This window comes from Hyphobacterium sp. (genome assembly GCF_965228115.1).
Classification (GTDB): domain Bacteria; phylum Pseudomonadota; class Alphaproteobacteria; order Caulobacterales; family Maricaulaceae; genus Hyphobacterium.
This window is the reverse complement of sequence record NZ_OZ245794.1, coordinates 878,405-896,194: the sequence shown is the minus strand read 5'-3', so window position 1 is coordinate 896,194 and position 17,790 is coordinate 878,405. Positions and strand designations below refer to the sequence as shown.

Below are 17,790 nucleotides of genomic sequence, written 5' to 3'. Positions count from 1 at the left end.
TTTTGAGGAATGGGTTGACCTTTCGTCACGAACTCGTCATAGACCCGCCAGCCTGTTAACAGGCGGTGTGGAAACGCGGTGTTGGTACCTGATGTTTCCGATTTCCTAGAGGGGAGCGCACGTAACCCAGGCGGAATAAACCGCCGGTTCGGAGTATCGCTATGAGCAATGACCTCTGCACGCCGGAAGGCGCGCGCCGACTGAAGCAACGAATCGAAGCCTACTGGGCTGATCGTGGCTATGATGTGAATATTGAACTTGTGGACGCTGGCTTTATGCCGGCTATGCGGTCTGCCCGGACCGATGTCCGCTCGAATATGGTCAATGGCATGCCGCGCCGTCAGAGCGCAGCCAATGATTCGGCGCCCAGCCGGACCGCCAATGACCGCCTGCCGGAGTTGCGCTCGGCCTAACACCGGCCCTGCCAGAGCTCTGCCAGCGTATCGGGCAAGCTATCAAACCGATTGATCACCGCATCAGCGCCCAGGGCCTGTTGCGGGATCTCACTGTAACCATGCGTCAGGATCACGGACGGGATGCCGGCCGCCTTGGCGCAGGATACGTCGGTGATGGAATCGCCGATCAGGGCGAAGTTGGGTCCGGCGTCGCCGACCGCACTCCAGAAGTGCGCCGCATCCGGCTTCTTCGCTTGGGTCCGATCGGGTCCGATGATCCGTTCAAAGCGCCGGGTCATGCCCAGAGCGTCCAGCAGTGCATCTGCGAGGACGCTGGGCTTGTTTGTGCAGACAGACAGGCGGGCTCCTTTGTCTTCGAGCAGGTCCAATACGTTCAGGCAGCCTTCGAAAGGCTGGCTGAGATCGGCTATGCCGGCCTTGTAGACCTCGATGAAGCGGTCAACCCTCGTGTCGATGTCGGCGCTTTCGATATGGCGTTGTTGCGCGGCATAGGCACGCTCAATCAGAACCCGTGCACCCCGGCCCACCATGGCACGCACATCGCTGAGCGCGACATTGTCCAGCCCATCTTCTCCGACCACCACATTCAGCGCCCGCACAAGATCGGGGGCGGTATCCACCAGCGTCCCATCCAGATCGAATGCAATGCCTGCGCCCCGGAAACAGTCTGTCATGAATTCTGACCTCTCTTGCCTGCGGTTACGCCTTTTGTGCGGTCGCATCCCTCGCCAACTTGGTCTATAGCGCGTTGTCTCTTTTGCAATCCGCGATGGGATGAGGAGTTCCGTCCATGACAGCCAAACGCGCCGCCATCATTCTTGCCGCCGGTCTGGGCACACGAATGAAGTCCGATCTGCCCAAATGCATGCACGGCGTGGGTGGCCGCCCGATGCTGGAATGGTCGATCGATCTGGCGCGCAAGACCGGGTCGGAGCGCGTCGTCACGGTCTACGGAAAAAAATCGTCGCAGATCGGTGAACTCGGTGAGGCCAACAAGACCGCCACAGCGCTGCAAGATCCGCCCCTGGGCACGGGTCATGCGGTTCAGGCGGCTGAAGCGGCCATGGCGGGTTTCAAAGGACACGCGATTGTCCTTTATGGCGATACGCCGCTGATTACGGCTGAAACTGTGGAGAAGGTGTTTGCGGCGCTGGACGAAGGGGCGTCTGTGGCGGTGCTGGGCTTCACACCGGATGATCCCGGCGCCTATGGCCGATTGATCGTCAAGAATGGTATTCTCGATCGGATCGTCGAGTTTAAAGACGCCAATGACGAAGAACGGGCTGTTGGCTTTGTGAACTCCGGTGTTCTGGCGGCGCCTGCGCCCTTGCTGTTCGAGCTGCTGGGCGAGGTCACAAATGAAAATGCCAATGGCGAATATTACCTGACCGATGTTGTGGGACTTGCCCGGGCGCGCGGCTTGAAAGCGGTCGCCGTTGAGGGTGATGCCGCTGAAGTGCTGGGCGTGAATTCCCGCGTCGATCTTGCGGAAGCCGAAGCCAGCTGGCAGCGCCGCCGCCGCGACGAATTGATGCGCGAGGGCGTCACTATGACCGCGCCGGAAACTGTTTTCTTCGCGCACGATACCCAGATCGAGCGCGATGTGATCATCGAGCCGAATGTCGTGTTCGGACCCGGCGTGACTGTCGAATCCGGTACGATCATTCATGCCTTCTCTCACCTGGAAGGCGCGGTCGTTCGCGCCGGTGCGGATATCGGGCCTTATGCCCGCTTGCGTCCGGGCGCGGATATCGGATCGAAAGCGCGGATCGGCAATTTCGTCGAGGTCAAGAAGTCTACTTTCGGTGAGGGCGCGAAAGCCAATCACCTCTCTTACATTGGTGACGCGACGGTTGGCGCGAAAGCCAATATCGGCGCGGGCACGATCACCTGTAATTATGATGGATATGGCAAGCATCAGACCCATATCGGGCAGGGAGCTTTCATCGGCTCGAATTCCTCGCTTGTTGCACCGGTGAAGATCGGCGACGGCGCCTATACGGGATCGGGCGGTGTGGTGACAGAAGATGTGCCCGATAATGCGCTGGCCTTGGGACGGGCCAGTCAGGTGAACAAGGATGGCTGGGCGGCGCGCTTTCGTGCGGCGATGGAAAAACGAAAAACAAAGAGCTGAGCCATGACTATATCTGAACGGCTGACCGAACCGGCCCTTTTCAAGACCGGGGCTTATATTGGTGGCAAATGGACCAGCGGGGATAAGTCTTTTCCCGTCTATAATCCGGCGAACCGCCAGACCCTGGCCGACGTGACTGATGTGGGCGCCGAGGGCGCAAAAACGGCGATCGCTGCGGCAAGCGAAGGGCTCAAGCGCTGGAAAAAGACCTCACCCTTCGAGCGCTGCCGCGTCCTGCTGAAATGGTATGATCTAATCCAGCGCTATTCCGATGATCTGGGGACGCTGATCACAGCGGAAATGGGCAAGCCCCTTCGCGAGGCCAAGGGCGAGGTGGCGTATGGTGCGGCCTTTATTGAGTGGTCGGCGCAGGAAGCTGCGCGTGTTCACGGCGAGACACTGCCGGTCGCGGCGCCCGGTGCGCGCGGCTGGACATTGCGTCAGCCGGTCGGTGTGGTCTCCTGCATTACGCCCTGGAATTTCCCGGCCGCCATGATCACCCGTAAAGCCGCGCCTGCGCTTGCGGCGGGATGCTCTATTGTCATCAAGCCGGCGCCCGAGACGCCGCTGACCGCTCTGGCGCTGGCGGAGCTGGCAGACCGGGCCGGTTTCCCGGCTGGCGTCTTCAATGTTATTTGTGGCGATGCACAGGATTTGGGGCCGGTTATGACTGGATCGCCTGAGGTGCGGATGATCGGCTTCACCGGCTCGACGGAAGTCGGCAAGCTGCTGATGCGGCAGGCTGCGGACGGGATCAAACGGGTCTCGCTGGAGCTGGGCGGTAATGCTCCCTTCATCGTTATGGATGATGCGGATCTGGATGCAGCCGCTGCGGGTGTGGCCCAGGCGAAATTCCGCTCTGGCGGGCAAACCTGTGTGTCGCCGAACCGGATCATCGTTCAGGAAGGTGTGGCCGACGCCTTTGTTGGACGTTTGCAGGCAAAGATCGCCAGCGTGAAAGCCGGCGATGGATTTGACAGCGCCAGCGATATCGGGCCGCTGATTCACGATGAAGCGGTGGATCGCGTCGACGCGCTGGTGAAAAGCGCGGTCGCGGGGGGCGCGAAAGTGCTGACTGGTGGGCAGCCGCTGGCCGACGAGCTGGGAGGGTCGTTCTACGCGCCGACGCTTCTGGACGGCGGAAGCTTTGATCTCGAGATCGCCCGAAGCGAGATCTTTGGCCCGGTCGCGTCGGTTTATCGCGCCAGTGATGAAACGCAGATTGTGCAGCTGGCAAATGACACGCCTTACGGGCTGGCAGCCTATCTTTACACGCGGGATATTGGCCGGGTGCATCGAATGACCGAAGAGCTGGATTATGGCATGATCGGCGTTAACGCACCGATGGTGGGTTCGGCTTCCACACCATTTGGCGGGGTCAAGGAATCCGGAATTGGCCGCGAAGGCGGTAAATGGGGTGTAGAAGAGTTCACCGAGCTCAAATACGTGCTGCTGGCTGGAGTGAACGGGTGAGTGCATCTCAGCAGAAGACCAATGCGGCAGCTGCTGCGCTCGATTATATCAGCGATGGTATGGTGGTCGGCCTGGGATCCGGCTCGACATCGGAAGTCTTCGTGCGGCAGCTGGGAGAGCGGGTCCGCGACGGGCTGAGCATCATTGGCATTCCCACGTCCGAGCAGACCGCAGAGATCGCGCGCCAAAGCGGGATTGAGCTGAAGCCCATCGATCATGTTGACCGCATCAATGTCACGGTGGATGGCGCAGACGAGGTTGATGGCCGCTTCCAACTGATCAAGGGCGGCGGTGGTTGCCTGTTGCGCGAAAAAATCATCGCCCATGCCTCGGACCTGATGGTGGTGATAGTCGATGAGACCAAGTTGAAGGGTCAGCTGGGTGAGTTTCCCCTTCCGGTCGAGGTCGATCCGTTTGCGTTTACGATCACCGCCAAGAAGATTTTCGACACGCTGCGCGCCTGCGGTGTGAAAGGCGCGGACGTCAATCTGCGGCGCAAGGGCGATGGTCTCGCGCCCTTTGTGACAGATGGCGGCCACTACATTCTGGATTGCGCGTGCGAGGCTATCCCCAATGCGTCGGAATTGAGCCAGCGCCTGGTCCAGATTCCGGGCGTGGTGGAACATGGCCTGTTCATCGGACTGGCGCGTGTTGTGATTGTCGGCGAGGATCGCGGCGCGCGGGTTATGGAGCTTTAGACTATGTCTTTGAATTTGAAATTTATCGTGGCCGCTCTGGCCATGTTGGTGGTAACGGCAGCCGCACAGGCGCAAGACAATCGGCAGGCCCTGGCTGAGCAGGTCGTGCGGGAGTCCGGGGCTGACAGCATGATGATTCAGACCATTCAGGCAACTTCGCCTTTGATCATCGAGGCCTTCAGAGCCGATGTCCCGGATCTGACCCAGCCCGAGGGTGAGATGATCGTCGGTTATTTTATTGATGAGATCCGCACGCTGATGCCTCAATTCATTGCCGAGATCAGCGCGATTTATGCGCAGAACTTCACCGAAGAAGAATTGCAGCAATTGCTGGATTTCTATCGCTCGCCGGTCGGCCAGCGTCTGATCGAGGTTCAGCCGCAAATCGCGACACAGGCGCAAGTTGTTGGTGAGCGTCTCGGCCAGCAGGCGATGACAAATGCGATGCCGCAAATCCAGACGCTGATCGAGAACCGCTAGGCGATTTTTCACGTGTCTGATTTTGATTTCGACCTGTTCGTTATCGGTGCGGGCTCCGGAGGAGTTCGCGCTGCACGCATGTCGGCCATGCGTGGCGCACGAGTGGCCATTGCCGAGGAATATCGCGTGGGCGGCACATGCGTGATCCGCGGCTGTGTGCCCAAGAAGTTTCTTGTTTACGCGTCTGCCTATGGCAAAGCCTTCAAGGAGGCGGAAGGCTATGGATGGAGCGTGGACGGGGCTTCGCACGATTGGACGACTCTGTGCGATAATCTGCATGCAGAGGTCGACCGCCTGTCGGGGATTTACTGGAAGAATTTGTCCAATTCGGGCGTCGAAATTTACAGCCAACGCGCTGAAATCGAGGACGCCCATACTATCCGGCTTCAGGATGACGACCGAACCATCACCGCCAAATATATTCTGATTGCCACCGGCGGTCAGCCTGCGCGGATGGGCATTCCGGGCGAAGAGCTGACGCTGGATTCCAACGATGTCTTCCTGATGAAGGAACGGCCCCGTCACGTGGTGATCAATGGCGGAGGCTATATTGCTTGCGAATTCGCACAGGTTTTTGCCGGGCTGGGCTCGCAGGTTTGCCAGATCTATCGTGGCGATACCGTCTTGCGCGGTTTCGACGATGACATTCGCGCGCATGTTCATGGTGAATTGAAGCGGTCGGGCGTGCGGGTGATGACCCACGCCAATACGATCAAAGTCTCGAAAGACGGGACAGGCCAGCGCGTCGTCGAGACGGATACGGGCGATACCATCAAGGCCGATGCCGTGATCCAGGCGGTCGGCCGGAACCCTTATACAAAGGGTCTCGGGCTGGAGAATGCCGGCGTTGAGCTCGATAAGGCAGGCGCTGTGAAAGTCGACGAATACTCGAAGACCAGTGTCGATAGCATCTATGCCGTTGGTGATGTGACCAACCGGGTCAATCTGACCCCGGTGGCCATTCGCGAAGGCGCGGCCTTCGCGGCAACCGTGTTTGGTGAAACGCCAACGGCGTTTGATCATGCCGATATCGCCAGCGCCGTATTCACCCAGCCGCCTGTCGGCGTAGTCGGCCTGACGGAAGCCGAGGCCCGGCGCAAGTTCGGCCAGATTGATATCTACAAGGCGAATTTCAGACCGATGAAAAACATGCTGTCCGGGTCGGAAAGCCGCATGGTGGTTAAACTTGTTGTGCGGCAGGATAGCGAACAGGTGGTCGGCGTGCACATGGCAGGCGATGACAGCCCTGAAATCATTCAGGCGGTTGGCATTGCCGTGAAAGCGGGCCTTACCAAGGCGCAGTTTGACGCTACCTGCGCTGTGCACCCGACCGTGGCTGAAGAATTGGTGACGTTGAAAGAAAAATGGACACCGCCGGAAATCTCGTGAACTGGACCCCGTCATCCTGGCGCCGCTTTCCTGCGGCGCAGCTGCCCGATTATCCCGATGCAGCGCGCTTGCAGGCAGTAGAGGCCGAGCTGGCCAGCAAACCGCCTCTGGTCTTTGCCGGAGAAGTGCGCCGCCTTCGCCGTCAGCTGGCGCAGGTTACGGCGGGGAATGCCTTCCTGCTGCAGGGCGGGGATTGTGCTGAAAGTTTCAAGGAATTTTCGGCAGATAATGTCCGCGACACTTTCCGCGTGATTCTGCAGATGGCGGTCATCCTGACCTTTGCTGCGGCAAAGCCCGTGGTGAAAGTCGGACGCATTGCGGGTCAATTCACCAAGCCGCGTTCCAAGCCGACCGAAACCATGGACGGTCTGGAGTTGCCCAGCTATCGCGGCGATAGCGTTAATGACATGGCGTTTGAGGCCGAGGCCCGTATGCCGGATCCGCAGCGCCTGATCCGGTCCTATGAACAATCGGCGGCGACGATCAATCTCTTGCGGGCCTTCGCCTCGGGCGGTTTCGCTGATCTGGGCAATGTCCATCAATGGACGCTGGAATTCGTCAAGGATTCCCCGGCCAGTGACCGCTATGCCGAGCTGGCAGGGCGCATTTCCGAGGCACTGGCGTTTATGCGGGCTTGCGGCGTGACCGGCGATGCCGCACGCAGTCTTGAGGGCGTTGATTTCTATACCAGCCATGAAGCGCTTCACCTGCCATTTGAAGAGGCTTTGACCCGCCGCGATTCCACGGGCACCGGTCACCTCGCCACATCGGCTCATCTTTTGTGGATTGGAGAGCGATCGCGCCAGCCTGATGGCGCCCATGTCGAATTTACCAGCGGGTTGATCAATCCGGTCGGCATCAAGTGCGGCCCTACGATGGACGCGGATGACCTCTTCCCGGTGCTCGACAAGCTGAACCCGGAAAACGAGGCCGGGCGCATTATACTCATCGCCCGCATGGGGGCGGATAAGGTTCGCGACCGGCTGCCGCATCTGGTGAAAGCTGTGGAGGCTGATGGCCGCTCTGTGATCTGGTCGTGCGATCCGATGCACGGCAATACGGTGAAGACCGATAGCGGCTATAAAACGCGGGATTTCGACCGCGTTCTGTCAGAGCTGGAAGGCTTCATGCAGGCGGTAGCCGAAGCAGGGGCCTATCCCGGCGGCGTTCATTTTGAAATGACCGGCCAGGATGTGACGGAATGTGTCGGCGGGGCCAAGGCCCTGACGGAAGCTGACCTGTCGTCGCGCTATCACACCCATTGCGATCCACGGCTGAATGCCGATCAGGCGCTGGATATGGCTTTCCGGATTGCCGAAGCCCTGACGGCCGCCCGCGAAGGCAAGTCCCGCGCGGCCTAGTTCTCCGTCGGCTGGATTTCCAGTTCCGGATTATCATCTGGCGAATCGCCCTGGCTGGGCGTGGAGAAGACCTGTCCGGGATAGATCAGATCAGGATCTCGGATCTGATCCTGATTGGCCTCATAGATCACCGTATAGCGCATGCCCTCGCCATAGAGCCGATGGGCAATCCGCCACAGGCTGTTGCCCGGCTGAACAACCACACGGCCCTCGCCGAGTTGAATATCGGCTGGCGCTGTCCGTTCAAACGGCAGCGCAATTACGGCTTCAACATCGCCATAAACCGACAGCATATCGATCTGCAGATCATAAACGCCCGGAGCGAGAGCTTCAGCCGCACGCAGCGACCAGCGGCCATTTCCATCCGCACTGGTTTCGCCCACGATCGCGCCATTGGCGAACACGCGAACGCGATTGCCTGGCGTGGCCCGACCGGCAAAAATTACCGCGCCTTCATCGTCATAATCCACTGTTTCCAGGGTTAGGGGACCGGATGATACGCCTTGCATTGGTCCCTGGCGGACTTCGGAGGCTTCGCCCGGATTGGTGATCACGACCAGCGGGATCTCATCGCGGGATTCCGGGATCGAAACGAGGACGGTTTGTTCCGACAGGCGTGACTGACCGCTTTCGTCCGTCATCTGAAGCGACAATTCCAGTGAGCCGGCGGGCAGGGGTTCATCAATAATCACCACCCATTCGCCGCGTTCATCAATCTCGGTTTCGTCGATCACATCGCCATTGGCGAGAATGGCCAGCATCCAGCCCGGTTCGCCGCGGCCGGCAATCACTGCGGTGCCCGCCGGGTCGATCCGCACAATGTCAAAGCTGGGGGGCGGCGCTTGTGTGGCCAGCTCAGAAAGTGAACCCGCTTCGGACGCCGGTCCGTCGTTCCCGAGCTGTGTTTCTTCAACTGGCGCAGGCGTCCGGGTCAGCACGAAGACGGCTGCTGCGCCAATCGCAAGCGCGGCAAGAATTGCTGCCATGATCAGGGACCGCATGGCGGTCATGCCAATTCTCCTTTTCGAAACGGTGTATCACGGCCATTGAAGCTCGCAACACGCCGATGTGCGGCATAAGATGTATTTGCGAAATAACAGGACAAAAAGAAATGGCGAAAGTGCGGTCGATCGGTGTCTTTTGCGGTTCCGCAGCAGGGCGGGACCCGGCTTATGGTCGTGCAGCAAAGTCGGCAGGTGAGGCGATTGCCGATTCCGGCTCGCGGCTGGTCTATGGCGGCGGGGACGTAGGTTTGATGGGGATTGCCGCGAAATCGGCCCTGGAGGCCGGCGGCAAGGTGTTGGGCGTGATTCCTGAATTCATGATTCGCACCGAAGGCCTTTATGAAGACGCTGAAACGCGCGTTGTGACGACCATGTCGATCCGCAAGAATATGCTGATTGAGGAAAGCGATGCCTTTCTGATCCTGCCAGGCGGGGTAGGTACGCTGGAAGAAATTTTTGATGTGCTTTCCCGCCAGCGTCTGTCGCAACATGACAAACCGGTCGCCTTTCTCGATGTGGACGAATTCTGGGGTCCGTTTTTCAAACTCCTGCTCCGGACCGAACAGGAAGGCTTCACGCCGGATGGCTTCCACGATCATGTCACGATTCATAACACGGCTTCAGAAGCCGTGGAGCGTTTGTTGGGCAAGTTGGCCGCTTAGCTCTTCAAGCGTTCCAGCACCCGGTCCCGGCCGATCAGCGGTAAAAGCTCAGACATATCCGGGCCGCGCTGTTCGCCGGTCAGCGCCAAACGCAACGGCATGAAGAGGGCTTTTCCCTTGCGGCCTGTCTGCTCTTTCAGCGCGTTGGTCCATTGCCCCCAGCTCTCACCGGTCAGTTCGCCTGCGGGCAGGGCGGCGGCAGCTTCGGCAATGTAATCCGCTTCTTCGATGACCGGTGTGACCGGGCCTTCGATCAGCTGATACCAGCTTTTCGCATCCGCAAGCGATTCGAGGTTCGGGGCGACCGCGTGCCAGAAGGCTTCGCCACCATCGGCCTCCATCGCGACGAGCCGGTCTTTGACCGCCGTATAGTCCAACTGGTGCAACACGCGGGCATTGAGGCGCGCCAGCTCTTCCGGATCGAAACGGGCCGGGGCGCGGCCAAATTTCTCGAACGAAAACTCTTCGATCAGTGTGTCGAGTGATGGGTGCGCATCGACCGGATCAGACGTGCCGATCTTGGCGAGCAGCGAAAGGATGGCCATTGGCTCAATGCCTTCTTCGCGCAGGTCTGCAATCGCCAGCGTACCGAGACGTTTAGACAGCTTGCCGCCATCTGCTCCAACCAGCAGCGCGGAATGCGCAAAAAGCGGGGCTTTGCCGCCGAGGGCTTCGAAAATCTCAATCTGCGCGCCGGAATTGGTGACATGGTCTTCGCCGCGGACCACCGCTGTGATGCCGGCCTCGATATCGTCGACCACGCTGGGCAGGGTGTAGAGATAAGAGCCATCCTCTCGGATCAGGATCGGGTCGGACAGAGAGGAGGTCTCAATCGTGGTTTCGCCGCGGATGAGGTCGGTCCAGCTGACCGGATTGCCGGACAGTTTGAAGCGCCAGTGCGGCTTGCGGCCTTCGGCTTCATAAGCGACCTTTTGCTCATCCGTCAGGTTCAGCGCGGCGCGGTCGTAAACCGGCGGCTTGCCTTGTGCGCGCTGGATCTTGCGTTTGCGGTCGAGCTCATCTCCCGTCTCATAGGCCGGGTAGAGCAGGCCCGTCTCTTTCAATTTCGCGGCGGCCGCGTCGTATTTTTCAAACCGGTCGGACTGATTGAAGGTTTCATCCCAGTTCAAACCCAGCCATTTGAGGTCTGTCTTGATCAGGTCCTCGTTTTCCTTCGTCGAGCGCTCCAGATCCGTATCATCAATACGCAGCACAAACGTGCCGTCTGTCTGGCGGGCATAAAGTACATTCGTCAGCGCGGTGCGGACATTGCCGACGTGCAGTTTACCGGTCGGGCTGGGGGCGAAACGGACTTTGGTCGTCATGGGATCAGGCCTGCAAAAACAAGAGCGCGCGGCTTAGCGCTGATGCGGGTTTGCGGCAAGGGGAAGGGGCGGTTGCCCCTTCCGATCTCTCCTGCCTATCTAAAAGTAGTCATCCCTGTTTGAACCATCATAGCGGCCGGATTTCATGCAGCATCGCTTGAAAGGACCGTCCGGATCCGCAGGGGCAGGGGTCGTTTCGCCCAAGTTTTTCGATCAACTCTATCTCGCCGCCTTTGATGAAACGGTGGCCGCGCTTGACGTTTGTTTCGCTGGGATAGCCCTTACGACGCTTGCTTGTCGGCTCGAAAGCAAGGGGCGTTTTCATCTATGTGTTTTGGCATTTTCGCCTCCCTTGTTGGCGGGGGCGTTCTAGGCATTGGCGACCCGGAAGTAAATCGAAAGACCAACCCCCCCGCCGGCCTTGGCCGCGAGGTACGAGGGTAGAAGCAGCGCGCGGGAGGTATCTCGCAAGCCGAAAACTTTGTGTGTGGGTGGCTTATGAGGCCTCCCGCGCGGGATGTCTTTTCGCCTGTCCGGGACCGCTTAGGGTATGGCTTCAACCAGCCCGCCGAACCGCATGGGCCGCGATACTTTGCGCCCAACCGATGGCCGGTTTCTCCAGAGTCGCTGTCCGCTGTTTTCTTCCCGGACTCGTCTGAAGACCTCATTCCATCCTCATGTCCTGCAAGGGTGTCCCGTACGCCTCCGTTCATCCGGAGACGACGCGCGCCCAGGCGCTCTTTCATGAAAGTGATCCGTTAAGTCACCCCCACTCGAGGCATCCCCCTCTCACCCGACCTACAGACGGCCTGCAGCCCGCTGCTCCATAAGGTGTGAGGTGGGAGGCATTGTAGGTGGGAATGAGAGCGTGGGGATAAGTTTGGTTTATCCGCGAACACACGCGTCATTCCGGGGCACGCGGAGCGTGAGCCCGGAACCCATGCTGGAACATCAACAACACGGCATGGGTCCCGGACTGCCGCTCCGCGACATCCGGGATGACAAAGAAGTTGCGTTTCTCAACCCCTCACCCTGACCGCTCATCGCTCTGCGAATTCGCGCTCTTCCCTCTCCCTCGAGGGAGAGGGAAAGAATACGAGCCTTCGTAAAGGCGAGTGTTCGAGGGTGAGGGGTTATTTCACCGATCGAAACTTGTTCGTGATCGGATAGCGGCGGTCGCGGCCGAAGTTCTTTCGGCCGATCTTGACGCCCGGCGGGGCTTGGCGGCGTTTGTATTCCGCGCGGTAAAGCATGTTCTCGATCCGCGAGATGAGCGCTGCGTCATGGCCACGCGTTCCGATTTTCAGCGGGCCTTCCTCATTCTCGACAAGGCCGGTCAGGATATCATCCAGCACGGCATAATCCGGCAGGCTGTCCTGATCGGTCTGATCGGGTTTCAGTTCGGCGGAGGGTGCCTTGGTGATGATGCGTTCCGGGATGACCGTTCCGGCGGGTGCGAGGCCAGGTGAGGCATTCTGTTCATTGCGCCAGCGGGCGAGTTCATAAACCTCTGTTTTATATATGTCTTTCAGCGCGTTATAGCCGCCATTCATATCGCCATAGAGCGTGGCATAGCCCACGGCCATTTCCGATTTGTTGCCGGTGGACAAGACCATCGGCCCGAACTTGTTGGAAAGCGCCATTAACACTACGCCGCGCATGCGCGATTGAATGTTTTCTTCCGTCGTGTCGGGCTCGCGGCCTGTGAAGGCCTCGGCCAGTACACTGCTCATGGCGGCAATGGCAGGTTCCACATCAATAATGTCGTATTTCACACCGAGTGCTTTGGCGCACGCCTTGGCGTCCTCCAGGCTTTCGGTGGAAGTGTATTTGGACGGCATCATGACCGCCCAGACGCGGTCGGGGCCAAGCGCATCAGCAGCGATGGCCGCAGAAATCGCGCTGTCGATGCCACCGGACATGCCCAGCACGACGCCGGGAAAGCCGTTCTTGTTCACATAATCACCGAGCGCGAGGCACATCGCTTTCCAGTCGGCTTCCAGACCGGTGAAGGTGCGGGCTTTGGCGTCGCTGACGCCCGTCCAGCCGGTGTCCGTCTTTTCCCAATCGGAATAAGCAATAGCGTCTTCAAACGCGGGCAGGCGCTGGATCTCGGTGCCATCCGGTAGCCAGGCAAAAGAGGCCCCGTCAAAGACCAGCTCGTCCTGCCCTCCGACCTGATTAACGAAGACCAGCGGCACATTGATGTCGCGCCATTTGGCGAAAGCGGTCTGGCGCTCGGTTTCGATGGAGCGCCGCCAGGGAGAGCCATTGATCGAGATGAAGAACTCCGCGCCCTGTTCAGCAAGCGCGCGCGGGGCGCTTTCCAGCCAGATATCCTCGCAGATTGGCAGGCCTAGCTTTATGCCGCGCCATTCCACCGGCTCCGGTTTTGGGCCGGAGGCAAAAACCCGCTTTTCGTCAAAGACGGCATAGTTGGGCAGATCGCATTTATAGCGCACGGCTTGTATGCCCTGATCGATGAGGATGACGGCATTGTAGAGCTTGCCGTCCTCCCTCCAGGGCGCACCGATCAGGGTGGCGATGCCGTCTTCCGCGGCGAAGGCTTCAATCGCTTCGTGGCAGGCTTCAACGGCTGCGGGTTTCAGAACCAGATCTTCAGGGGGATATCCAAGGATAAACAACTCCGGCAGGACCAGAAGGTCAGCGCCATTTGCTGCGGCTTCCGCCCGTGCGGCACGCGCCTTTTCCAGATTGCCGGAAATGTCCCCGACAATTGGGTTAAGCTGAGCAGAGGCGATGCGCAGGCGTGTCATGGACGCGATCTAGACCCGCGCGAGGTCCGGTTCAAGCGGCGCGATCCAGTCCGGCGGCGCGGTCGATGTCGCGGGCGATAGCCAGCGCTGCCAATCCGGCTTCGGCGGGCACGGCAACGGGCGCGCCATCCAGCACGCTTTCGATGAAAGAGTTGACGTTGGCGCCCAGCGAATCTTTGGCTTTCGGGTCTTCAGCAAAATCCGGGTTCAAATCGTAGCCGGTTTCATTGGTGAAGGTCTTGGCGACGAAATCCACTTCCAGAAAACCGCTGGCATAATCAATGCGCATGACGCGATCGAGGTCTTCGGCGGCGCGGCTGGAGTCCAGGCGCGCCTCAAACCCGTCAGCAAAGGTCAGGCGGGCTTCTGCGGCGTCCGGCGTGTTGGTGAAAATCTTCTCGGCGCGCGCTTCCAGATCAACCAGCTTGGTTGTTGCCAGCGCCATGACGAGATCGAGATCATGGATCATCAAATCGACCGTCACGGACACATCCAGATTGCGGGTCGAGCGAAGGCCCATGCGGCGCGCCGCGATGCGTTTCGGTGAATCCGGAATGTCGAATACGCCCATGGCGTTGAACACAAATCGTTCCTGATGGCCCACTTGCAGGACCAGGTTTTCTGCTTGCGCCAGATCGGCCAGCTCCCTGCCCAAAGCGGCCGTATCCGCCAGGGGTTTTTCAACCAGCACATGCTTGCCGGCGCTCAGCGCAGCTTTCGCCGCGCCATAATGCGCAATGGCGGGGCTGGCGATGGTGACGGCATCGCAAGCGGCGATCAGGTCGTCCATGCTGGCAAAAGCGGTCGTGCCAAGCTCGTCAGCGAGTTTTTGCGCCCGCGCCGTATCGACATCATAGACGCCGCCCAACCGAGCGCGCTCACTGGCGTTGTATTTGCGGGCATGGTGTCCGCCGAAAACGCCTGCGCCAATGACGCCGCCGGTCAAAATTGTGTCACGAATGGCCATACGGGGTGAGTTAGCAGGACGTTTCTTACCAGCAAGCAAATGGCGCAGCCCGCTGCTTCAAGAATTGTTGCCGGGTCTTGCGGGGCAAAACCCTTGTGAGAATCGCTTTGCAGGCTAGGTTATTCGCGAAGGGAGGAACATCGCGATGAGTGATCCGAACAAGCCGGATGATGTGCGTCCGTCCAAAGCGGATGTTGATGATATCGCCGATGCTTCCATTGGTGTGGATACCCGCATCTTCCGGACGCTCTGGGATACGCTGGTTCACACGCCGCGTGTCGTTGAAGCGGCTTATGCCGGCGACCGCGAAAAATATGTCCCCATAATCCGGTTGTTCCTGGTGCTGTTTGGATTGCAGTTCGCGATCATGGCGCTGTTGAACCTGCCAGTAGGATTAAGTCTCGAAACACTTGCCCCGGATGAAACCTCCCAGGCGGCAGTCCAGGTCTGGCTGGATGAATCAAGTGAAAGTTTTGAGGCGGTAGAGGCGACCCTGCAAAGCGCGTCCGGCTGGTCTGTGACGATTGTCAGTTTTTTAAGCTCGCTGCCTTTCCTGATCATGCTCAAATTCTACAAGTGGCAGCGGTCCTTTTTTGGCCATTTGCTAGCGTATCTGGCGGCGACCAATGCGTCCTACATCGTCATGCTGCCGATGATGCTGCTCGGTGCAATCGGGCCTTTGGAATTCCTGTTCTGGGGCGGGTTCTCGCTTGCGATGATTGTCTATTTCGCGGCCACGGCCCGGATTCTCTATCGTTTTTATTCCCAGAATGCTTTTGTTGTCGCCCTGCAGACACTGGGCCTGGTCATTATTTTGCCGATCACTTTCCTATTGATGACGATCGCGCTTCTCTTCATCGCCGACTTTGCGCTGCAGCAAGCTCATGACATGTCGATCTGGCGCCTGTTTTTGCTCAGCGCGGAAGCCGCAGCTCAAGGAAATTCTCAATGAAATCTCGTGAAGTCCATCTGACCGCTTATCCCAAGGGCGAGCCAACGCCGGAGCATTTCAAACTTGGCGAAGCTGACATCCCTGAGCCCGCTGAAGGCGAAGTGCGCGTGGTCAATAAATGGCTGTCGGTTGACCCTTATATGCGCGGCCGGATGAGCGGCATCCGCACCTATATCGACCCGTTCGCGTTGGGCGCGCCCATGGAAGGCGGCGCGGTTGGTCAGGTGGAAAGCTCCAACCATGAAGGCTTTGCACCCGGTGACTGGGTGATGTCGATGAATGGCTGGCGCGAGGCCTATGTGGCACCAGGGCAGGGCCTGCAAAAGCTCGATACCACGCATATCGCGCCGGAAGATTATCTCGGCATTGCCGGTCTGACGGGCATGACGGCCTATGTCGGCCTGAAGCGCTGCATCGACCTGCAAGCGGGGGAGAGCGTCTGGATTTCCGCTGGCGCGGGGGCCGTGGGCTCGGCGGCGATCCAGTTTTCAAAGGCGATGGGTGCAAAAGTCGTCGCGACCGCCGGCGGTCAAGACAAGGTGGAGTATTGCCGTTCCATCGGCGCGGATTCAGCCGTGGATTACAAATCCACCGACAATCTGGCCAAAGCGGTGAAGCAAGCCAATGAAGGCGGCGTGGACGGCTATTTTGAAAATGTCGGCGGCACGCATTGGACGGCGGCTCTGGAGGTTTTGAAGCCCAAGGGCCGGATTGCGGCCTGCGGCATGATCCAGCGCTATAATGATGCGGGCGCTCAGCCCTTGCCGGATAATTTGACGAATATCGTCGCTAAATCCCTGCATATTCAGGGTTTCATCGTGTCGGATCATTTCGACATGCTGGAAAGTTTCATCGGCGATCTTGGTGCCTGGATGGCAGCCGGCAAGGTGACACCGCGCAATACGGTTAAGGAGGGTATTGAGAACATGCCATCCGCCTTCATGGGGCTCTTTTCCGGTGAAAATACCGGCAAGATGCTGGTCAAGCTTTGAGCGAGCAAAGGCCTTCCGATTCACGCGATCCGATCCAGGAAAAAGATCCGGGCGACATCAAGCGCGCGACCGAAGAAATCTTCGGGATCAATCTGCGGTCCATTCATACGCTGAAAGACCTGCTAATTCGGCCTCAGGCCGTCTTTGCGGCCTATGCGCAACGTGACACGGTTACCTACACGCCCGCGCTCCGGCTTTGGCTGGGGCTGATCGGGATTTCGTTTTTGGTGTCGTTCATCTGGGGCGGCTATCAGGGCATCATCCGCCGCAGCGTGGAGCAATGGCCGCCAGAACAACGCGCGGACTTTGTTGCGTCGCTGGCGCAGGCAGACATGGACCTGGAGGCTTATGTGGATCGCTTTGCCGATGCCGCACAACTGATCCACACGCCATTGATCGCGCTGTGCACGGGGCTTGTTGGGTTCATTCCCGGGCTGATTGGCAAAGGCCTGACTTGGCAAGCCCGGCTGAATATCACCTTCGCCATTCTGGCGATTGCGTCGCTGATTGGCATCTTCCTGTCGCCGATTACCATCTATGCGCCGGACTTGATGATCGTGCCTATCGTAATAATCGCATTGATCTACGGGATCACGCATTACCGGGGTACGCCGGGTCTGCCGAATTACACGCCGCGCTGGCGAATAACGCGTGCGGCAGTTTTTTCGGTCGTCACGATTACGATGGTGATGGTGGGTGGGGTCATCATGGCCTTGTCATCAGTAATCTATGCGATGTGGCCAATTTTCCAGCTGGCTATGAACTAGTTGCGCGCGGCGCTTTTCCGCGCGACCACGCCCAGCACATATCCGCCAGCAATCGCGCCCGTCAGCTCTGGCCAATATCCGTCAAAACCAAGCGCCCGCATGGCGGCAAACCCCGCAATGGCGGCGAGAATCGGCGCGGGAATCAACCGAATCATCCTCAGGGCACGGACAGGTGAAAAGGGTGGTTCATTGCGGGTCATGGTGCCCAAACCAGCGCAAAGCGCGTGCCGGACTGCAAAAAAGCCGGGAAAAACCCCTGAATCCCATGCTGCAATGGCGAAAAACTGGCGTTTTTCCCTTGCCATACAGGGCTCCCGCGTCCTCAATTGGGGCGTCAACTCATCAGTTGTACGCCTCCGGATGTTCATCGGCGGCGTGTACAGTCAACTCAAT

Annotated in this window: 18 protein-coding genes; 11 read left to right on the top strand and 7 right to left on the bottom strand. The window is 59.1% G+C overall.

Translation table 11 applies throughout. From position 1 onward, the window contains the following. Positions 1–161 precede the first annotated feature (161 nt). Positions 162–413 carry a phosphoglycolate phosphatase gene (locus ACO079_RS04900; RefSeq protein WP_420431668.1) on the top strand — a complete coding sequence of 84 codons (252 nt, stop codon included), beginning with the start codon at positions 162–164 and terminating at the stop codon, positions 411–413. Here the strand turns inward: ACO079_RS04900 and ACO079_RS04895 are convergent. Beyond that, positions 410–1,090 carry an HAD-IA family hydrolase gene (locus ACO079_RS04895; RefSeq protein ID WP_421792198.1) on the bottom strand — a complete coding sequence of 227 codons (681 nt, stop codon included), beginning with the start codon at positions 1,088–1,090 and terminating at the stop codon, positions 410–412. The two genes, ACO079_RS04900 and ACO079_RS04895, sit on opposite strands and share 4 nt — an antisense overlap. 116 nt (positions 1,091–1,206) lie before the next feature. Here ACO079_RS04895 and glmU point away from each other — a divergent pair, with 116 nt between their 5' ends. Genes glmU through ACO079_RS04865 form a run of 6 tightly spaced genes read left to right on the top strand, consistent with a single transcriptional unit; the run spans position 1,207 to position 7,951 of the window. Then, complete coding sequence (gene glmU / locus ACO079_RS04890) at positions 1,207–2,550, top strand: bifunctional UDP-N-acetylglucosamine diphosphorylase/glucosamine-1-phosphate N-acetyltransferase GlmU (RefSeq protein WP_421792197.1); 1,344 nt, start codon at positions 1,207–1,209, stop codon at positions 2,548–2,550. 3 nt (positions 2,551–2,553) lie between these two features. Then, the gene (locus tag ACO079_RS04885; RefSeq protein ID WP_421792196.1) at positions 2,554–4,023 is read left to right on the top strand and encodes an NAD-dependent succinate-semialdehyde dehydrogenase; all 1,470 of its coding nucleotides are present in this window, start codon (positions 2,554–2,556) and stop codon (positions 4,021–4,023) included. Next, on the top strand, positions 4,020–4,721 hold the full coding sequence (rpiA, locus tag ACO079_RS04880) for a ribose-5-phosphate isomerase RpiA (RefSeq protein WP_421792195.1): 702 nt from the start codon (positions 4,020–4,022) through the stop codon (positions 4,719–4,721). The genes ACO079_RS04885 and rpiA overlap by 4 nt, the downstream gene beginning before the upstream one ends. Positions 4,722–4,724: 3 nt before the next feature. Beyond that, a complete protein-coding gene (locus ACO079_RS04875; RefSeq protein WP_421792194.1) occupies positions 4,725–5,201 on the top strand; it encodes a DUF2059 domain-containing protein in 477 nt (158 codons plus the stop codon). Positions 5,202–5,213: 12 nt separating this feature from the next. Continuing rightward, on the top strand, positions 5,214–6,590 hold the full coding sequence (gene gor / locus ACO079_RS04870; protein WP_421792192.1) for a glutathione-disulfide reductase: 1,377 nt from the start codon (positions 5,214–5,216) through the stop codon (positions 6,588–6,590). Further along, positions 6,566–7,951 (top strand): class II 3-deoxy-7-phosphoheptulonate synthase, encoded by a 1,386-nt coding sequence (locus ACO079_RS04865; protein WP_421792191.1) that lies wholly within the window; start codon positions 6,566–6,568, stop codon positions 7,949–7,951. Before gor ends, ACO079_RS04865 begins: the two co-directional genes overlap by 25 nt. Here the strand turns inward: ACO079_RS04865 and ACO079_RS04860 are convergent. Then, on the bottom strand, positions 7,948–8,961 hold the full coding sequence (locus tag ACO079_RS04860) for a LysM peptidoglycan-binding domain-containing protein (protein WP_421792189.1): 1,014 nt from the start codon (positions 8,959–8,961) through the stop codon (positions 7,948–7,950). The genes ACO079_RS04865 and ACO079_RS04860 overlap by 4 nt on opposite strands. A 101-nt stretch (positions 8,962–9,062) precedes the next feature. On the opposite strand from ACO079_RS04860, the gene ACO079_RS04855 reads away from it, so the two are divergent. Further along, complete coding sequence (locus ACO079_RS04855; protein WP_421792188.1) at positions 9,063–9,617, top strand: TIGR00730 family Rossman fold protein; 555 nt, start codon at positions 9,063–9,065, stop codon at positions 9,615–9,617. Here ACO079_RS04855 and gltX read toward each other — a convergent pair. The 4 genes from gltX to ACO079_RS04835 all read right to left on the bottom strand — a co-directional run bounded on the left by gltX (position 9,614) and on the right by ACO079_RS04835 (position 14,686). After that, positions 9,614–10,942: a glutamate--tRNA ligase gene (gene gltX / locus ACO079_RS04850; protein WP_421792186.1), complete on the bottom strand. Its 1,329-nt coding sequence runs from the start codon at positions 10,940–10,942 to the stop codon at positions 9,614–9,616. The two genes, ACO079_RS04855 and gltX, sit on opposite strands and share 4 nt — an antisense overlap. A 127-nt stretch (positions 10,943–11,069) precedes the next feature. After that, entirely contained in the window at positions 11,070–11,267 is a 198-nt protein-coding gene (locus ACO079_RS04845; protein WP_421792184.1) for an SEC-C metal-binding domain-containing protein, read from the bottom strand. An 808-nt stretch (positions 11,268–12,075) separates the two neighbouring features. Further along, positions 12,076–13,719, bottom strand: coding sequence for an NAD+ synthase (locus ACO079_RS04840; RefSeq protein WP_421792182.1), 1,644 nt, complete (start codon positions 13,717–13,719; stop codon positions 12,076–12,078). Positions 13,720–13,750: 31 nt separating this feature from the next. Then, a complete protein-coding gene (locus ACO079_RS04835) occupies positions 13,751–14,686 on the bottom strand; it encodes a Gfo/Idh/MocA family protein (RefSeq protein WP_421792180.1) in 936 nt (311 codons plus the stop codon). Between the two features lie 145 nt (positions 14,687–14,831). On the opposite strand from ACO079_RS04835, the gene ACO079_RS04830 reads away from it, so the two are divergent. The 3 genes from ACO079_RS04830 to ACO079_RS04820 are packed head-to-tail and all read left to right on the top strand — an operon-like array spanning position 14,832 to position 17,397. Next, entirely contained in the window at positions 14,832–15,638 is an 807-nt protein-coding gene (locus tag ACO079_RS04830; protein WP_421792178.1) for a hypothetical protein, read from the top strand. Further along, complete coding sequence (locus tag ACO079_RS04825) at positions 15,635–16,630, top strand: NADP-dependent oxidoreductase (RefSeq protein WP_421792176.1); 996 nt, start codon at positions 15,635–15,637, stop codon at positions 16,628–16,630. Before ACO079_RS04830 ends, ACO079_RS04825 begins: the two co-directional genes overlap by 4 nt. Continuing rightward, positions 16,627–17,397, top strand: coding sequence for a hypothetical protein (locus ACO079_RS04820; RefSeq protein WP_421792175.1), 771 nt, complete (start codon positions 16,627–16,629; stop codon positions 17,395–17,397). Before ACO079_RS04825 ends, ACO079_RS04820 begins: the two co-directional genes overlap by 4 nt. Here ACO079_RS04820 and ACO079_RS04815 read toward each other — a convergent pair. Further along, entirely contained in the window at positions 17,394–17,702 is a 309-nt protein-coding gene (locus ACO079_RS04815) for a hypothetical protein (protein WP_421792174.1), read from the bottom strand. The genes ACO079_RS04820 and ACO079_RS04815 overlap by 4 nt on opposite strands. Positions 17,703–17,790 lie beyond the last annotated feature (88 nt).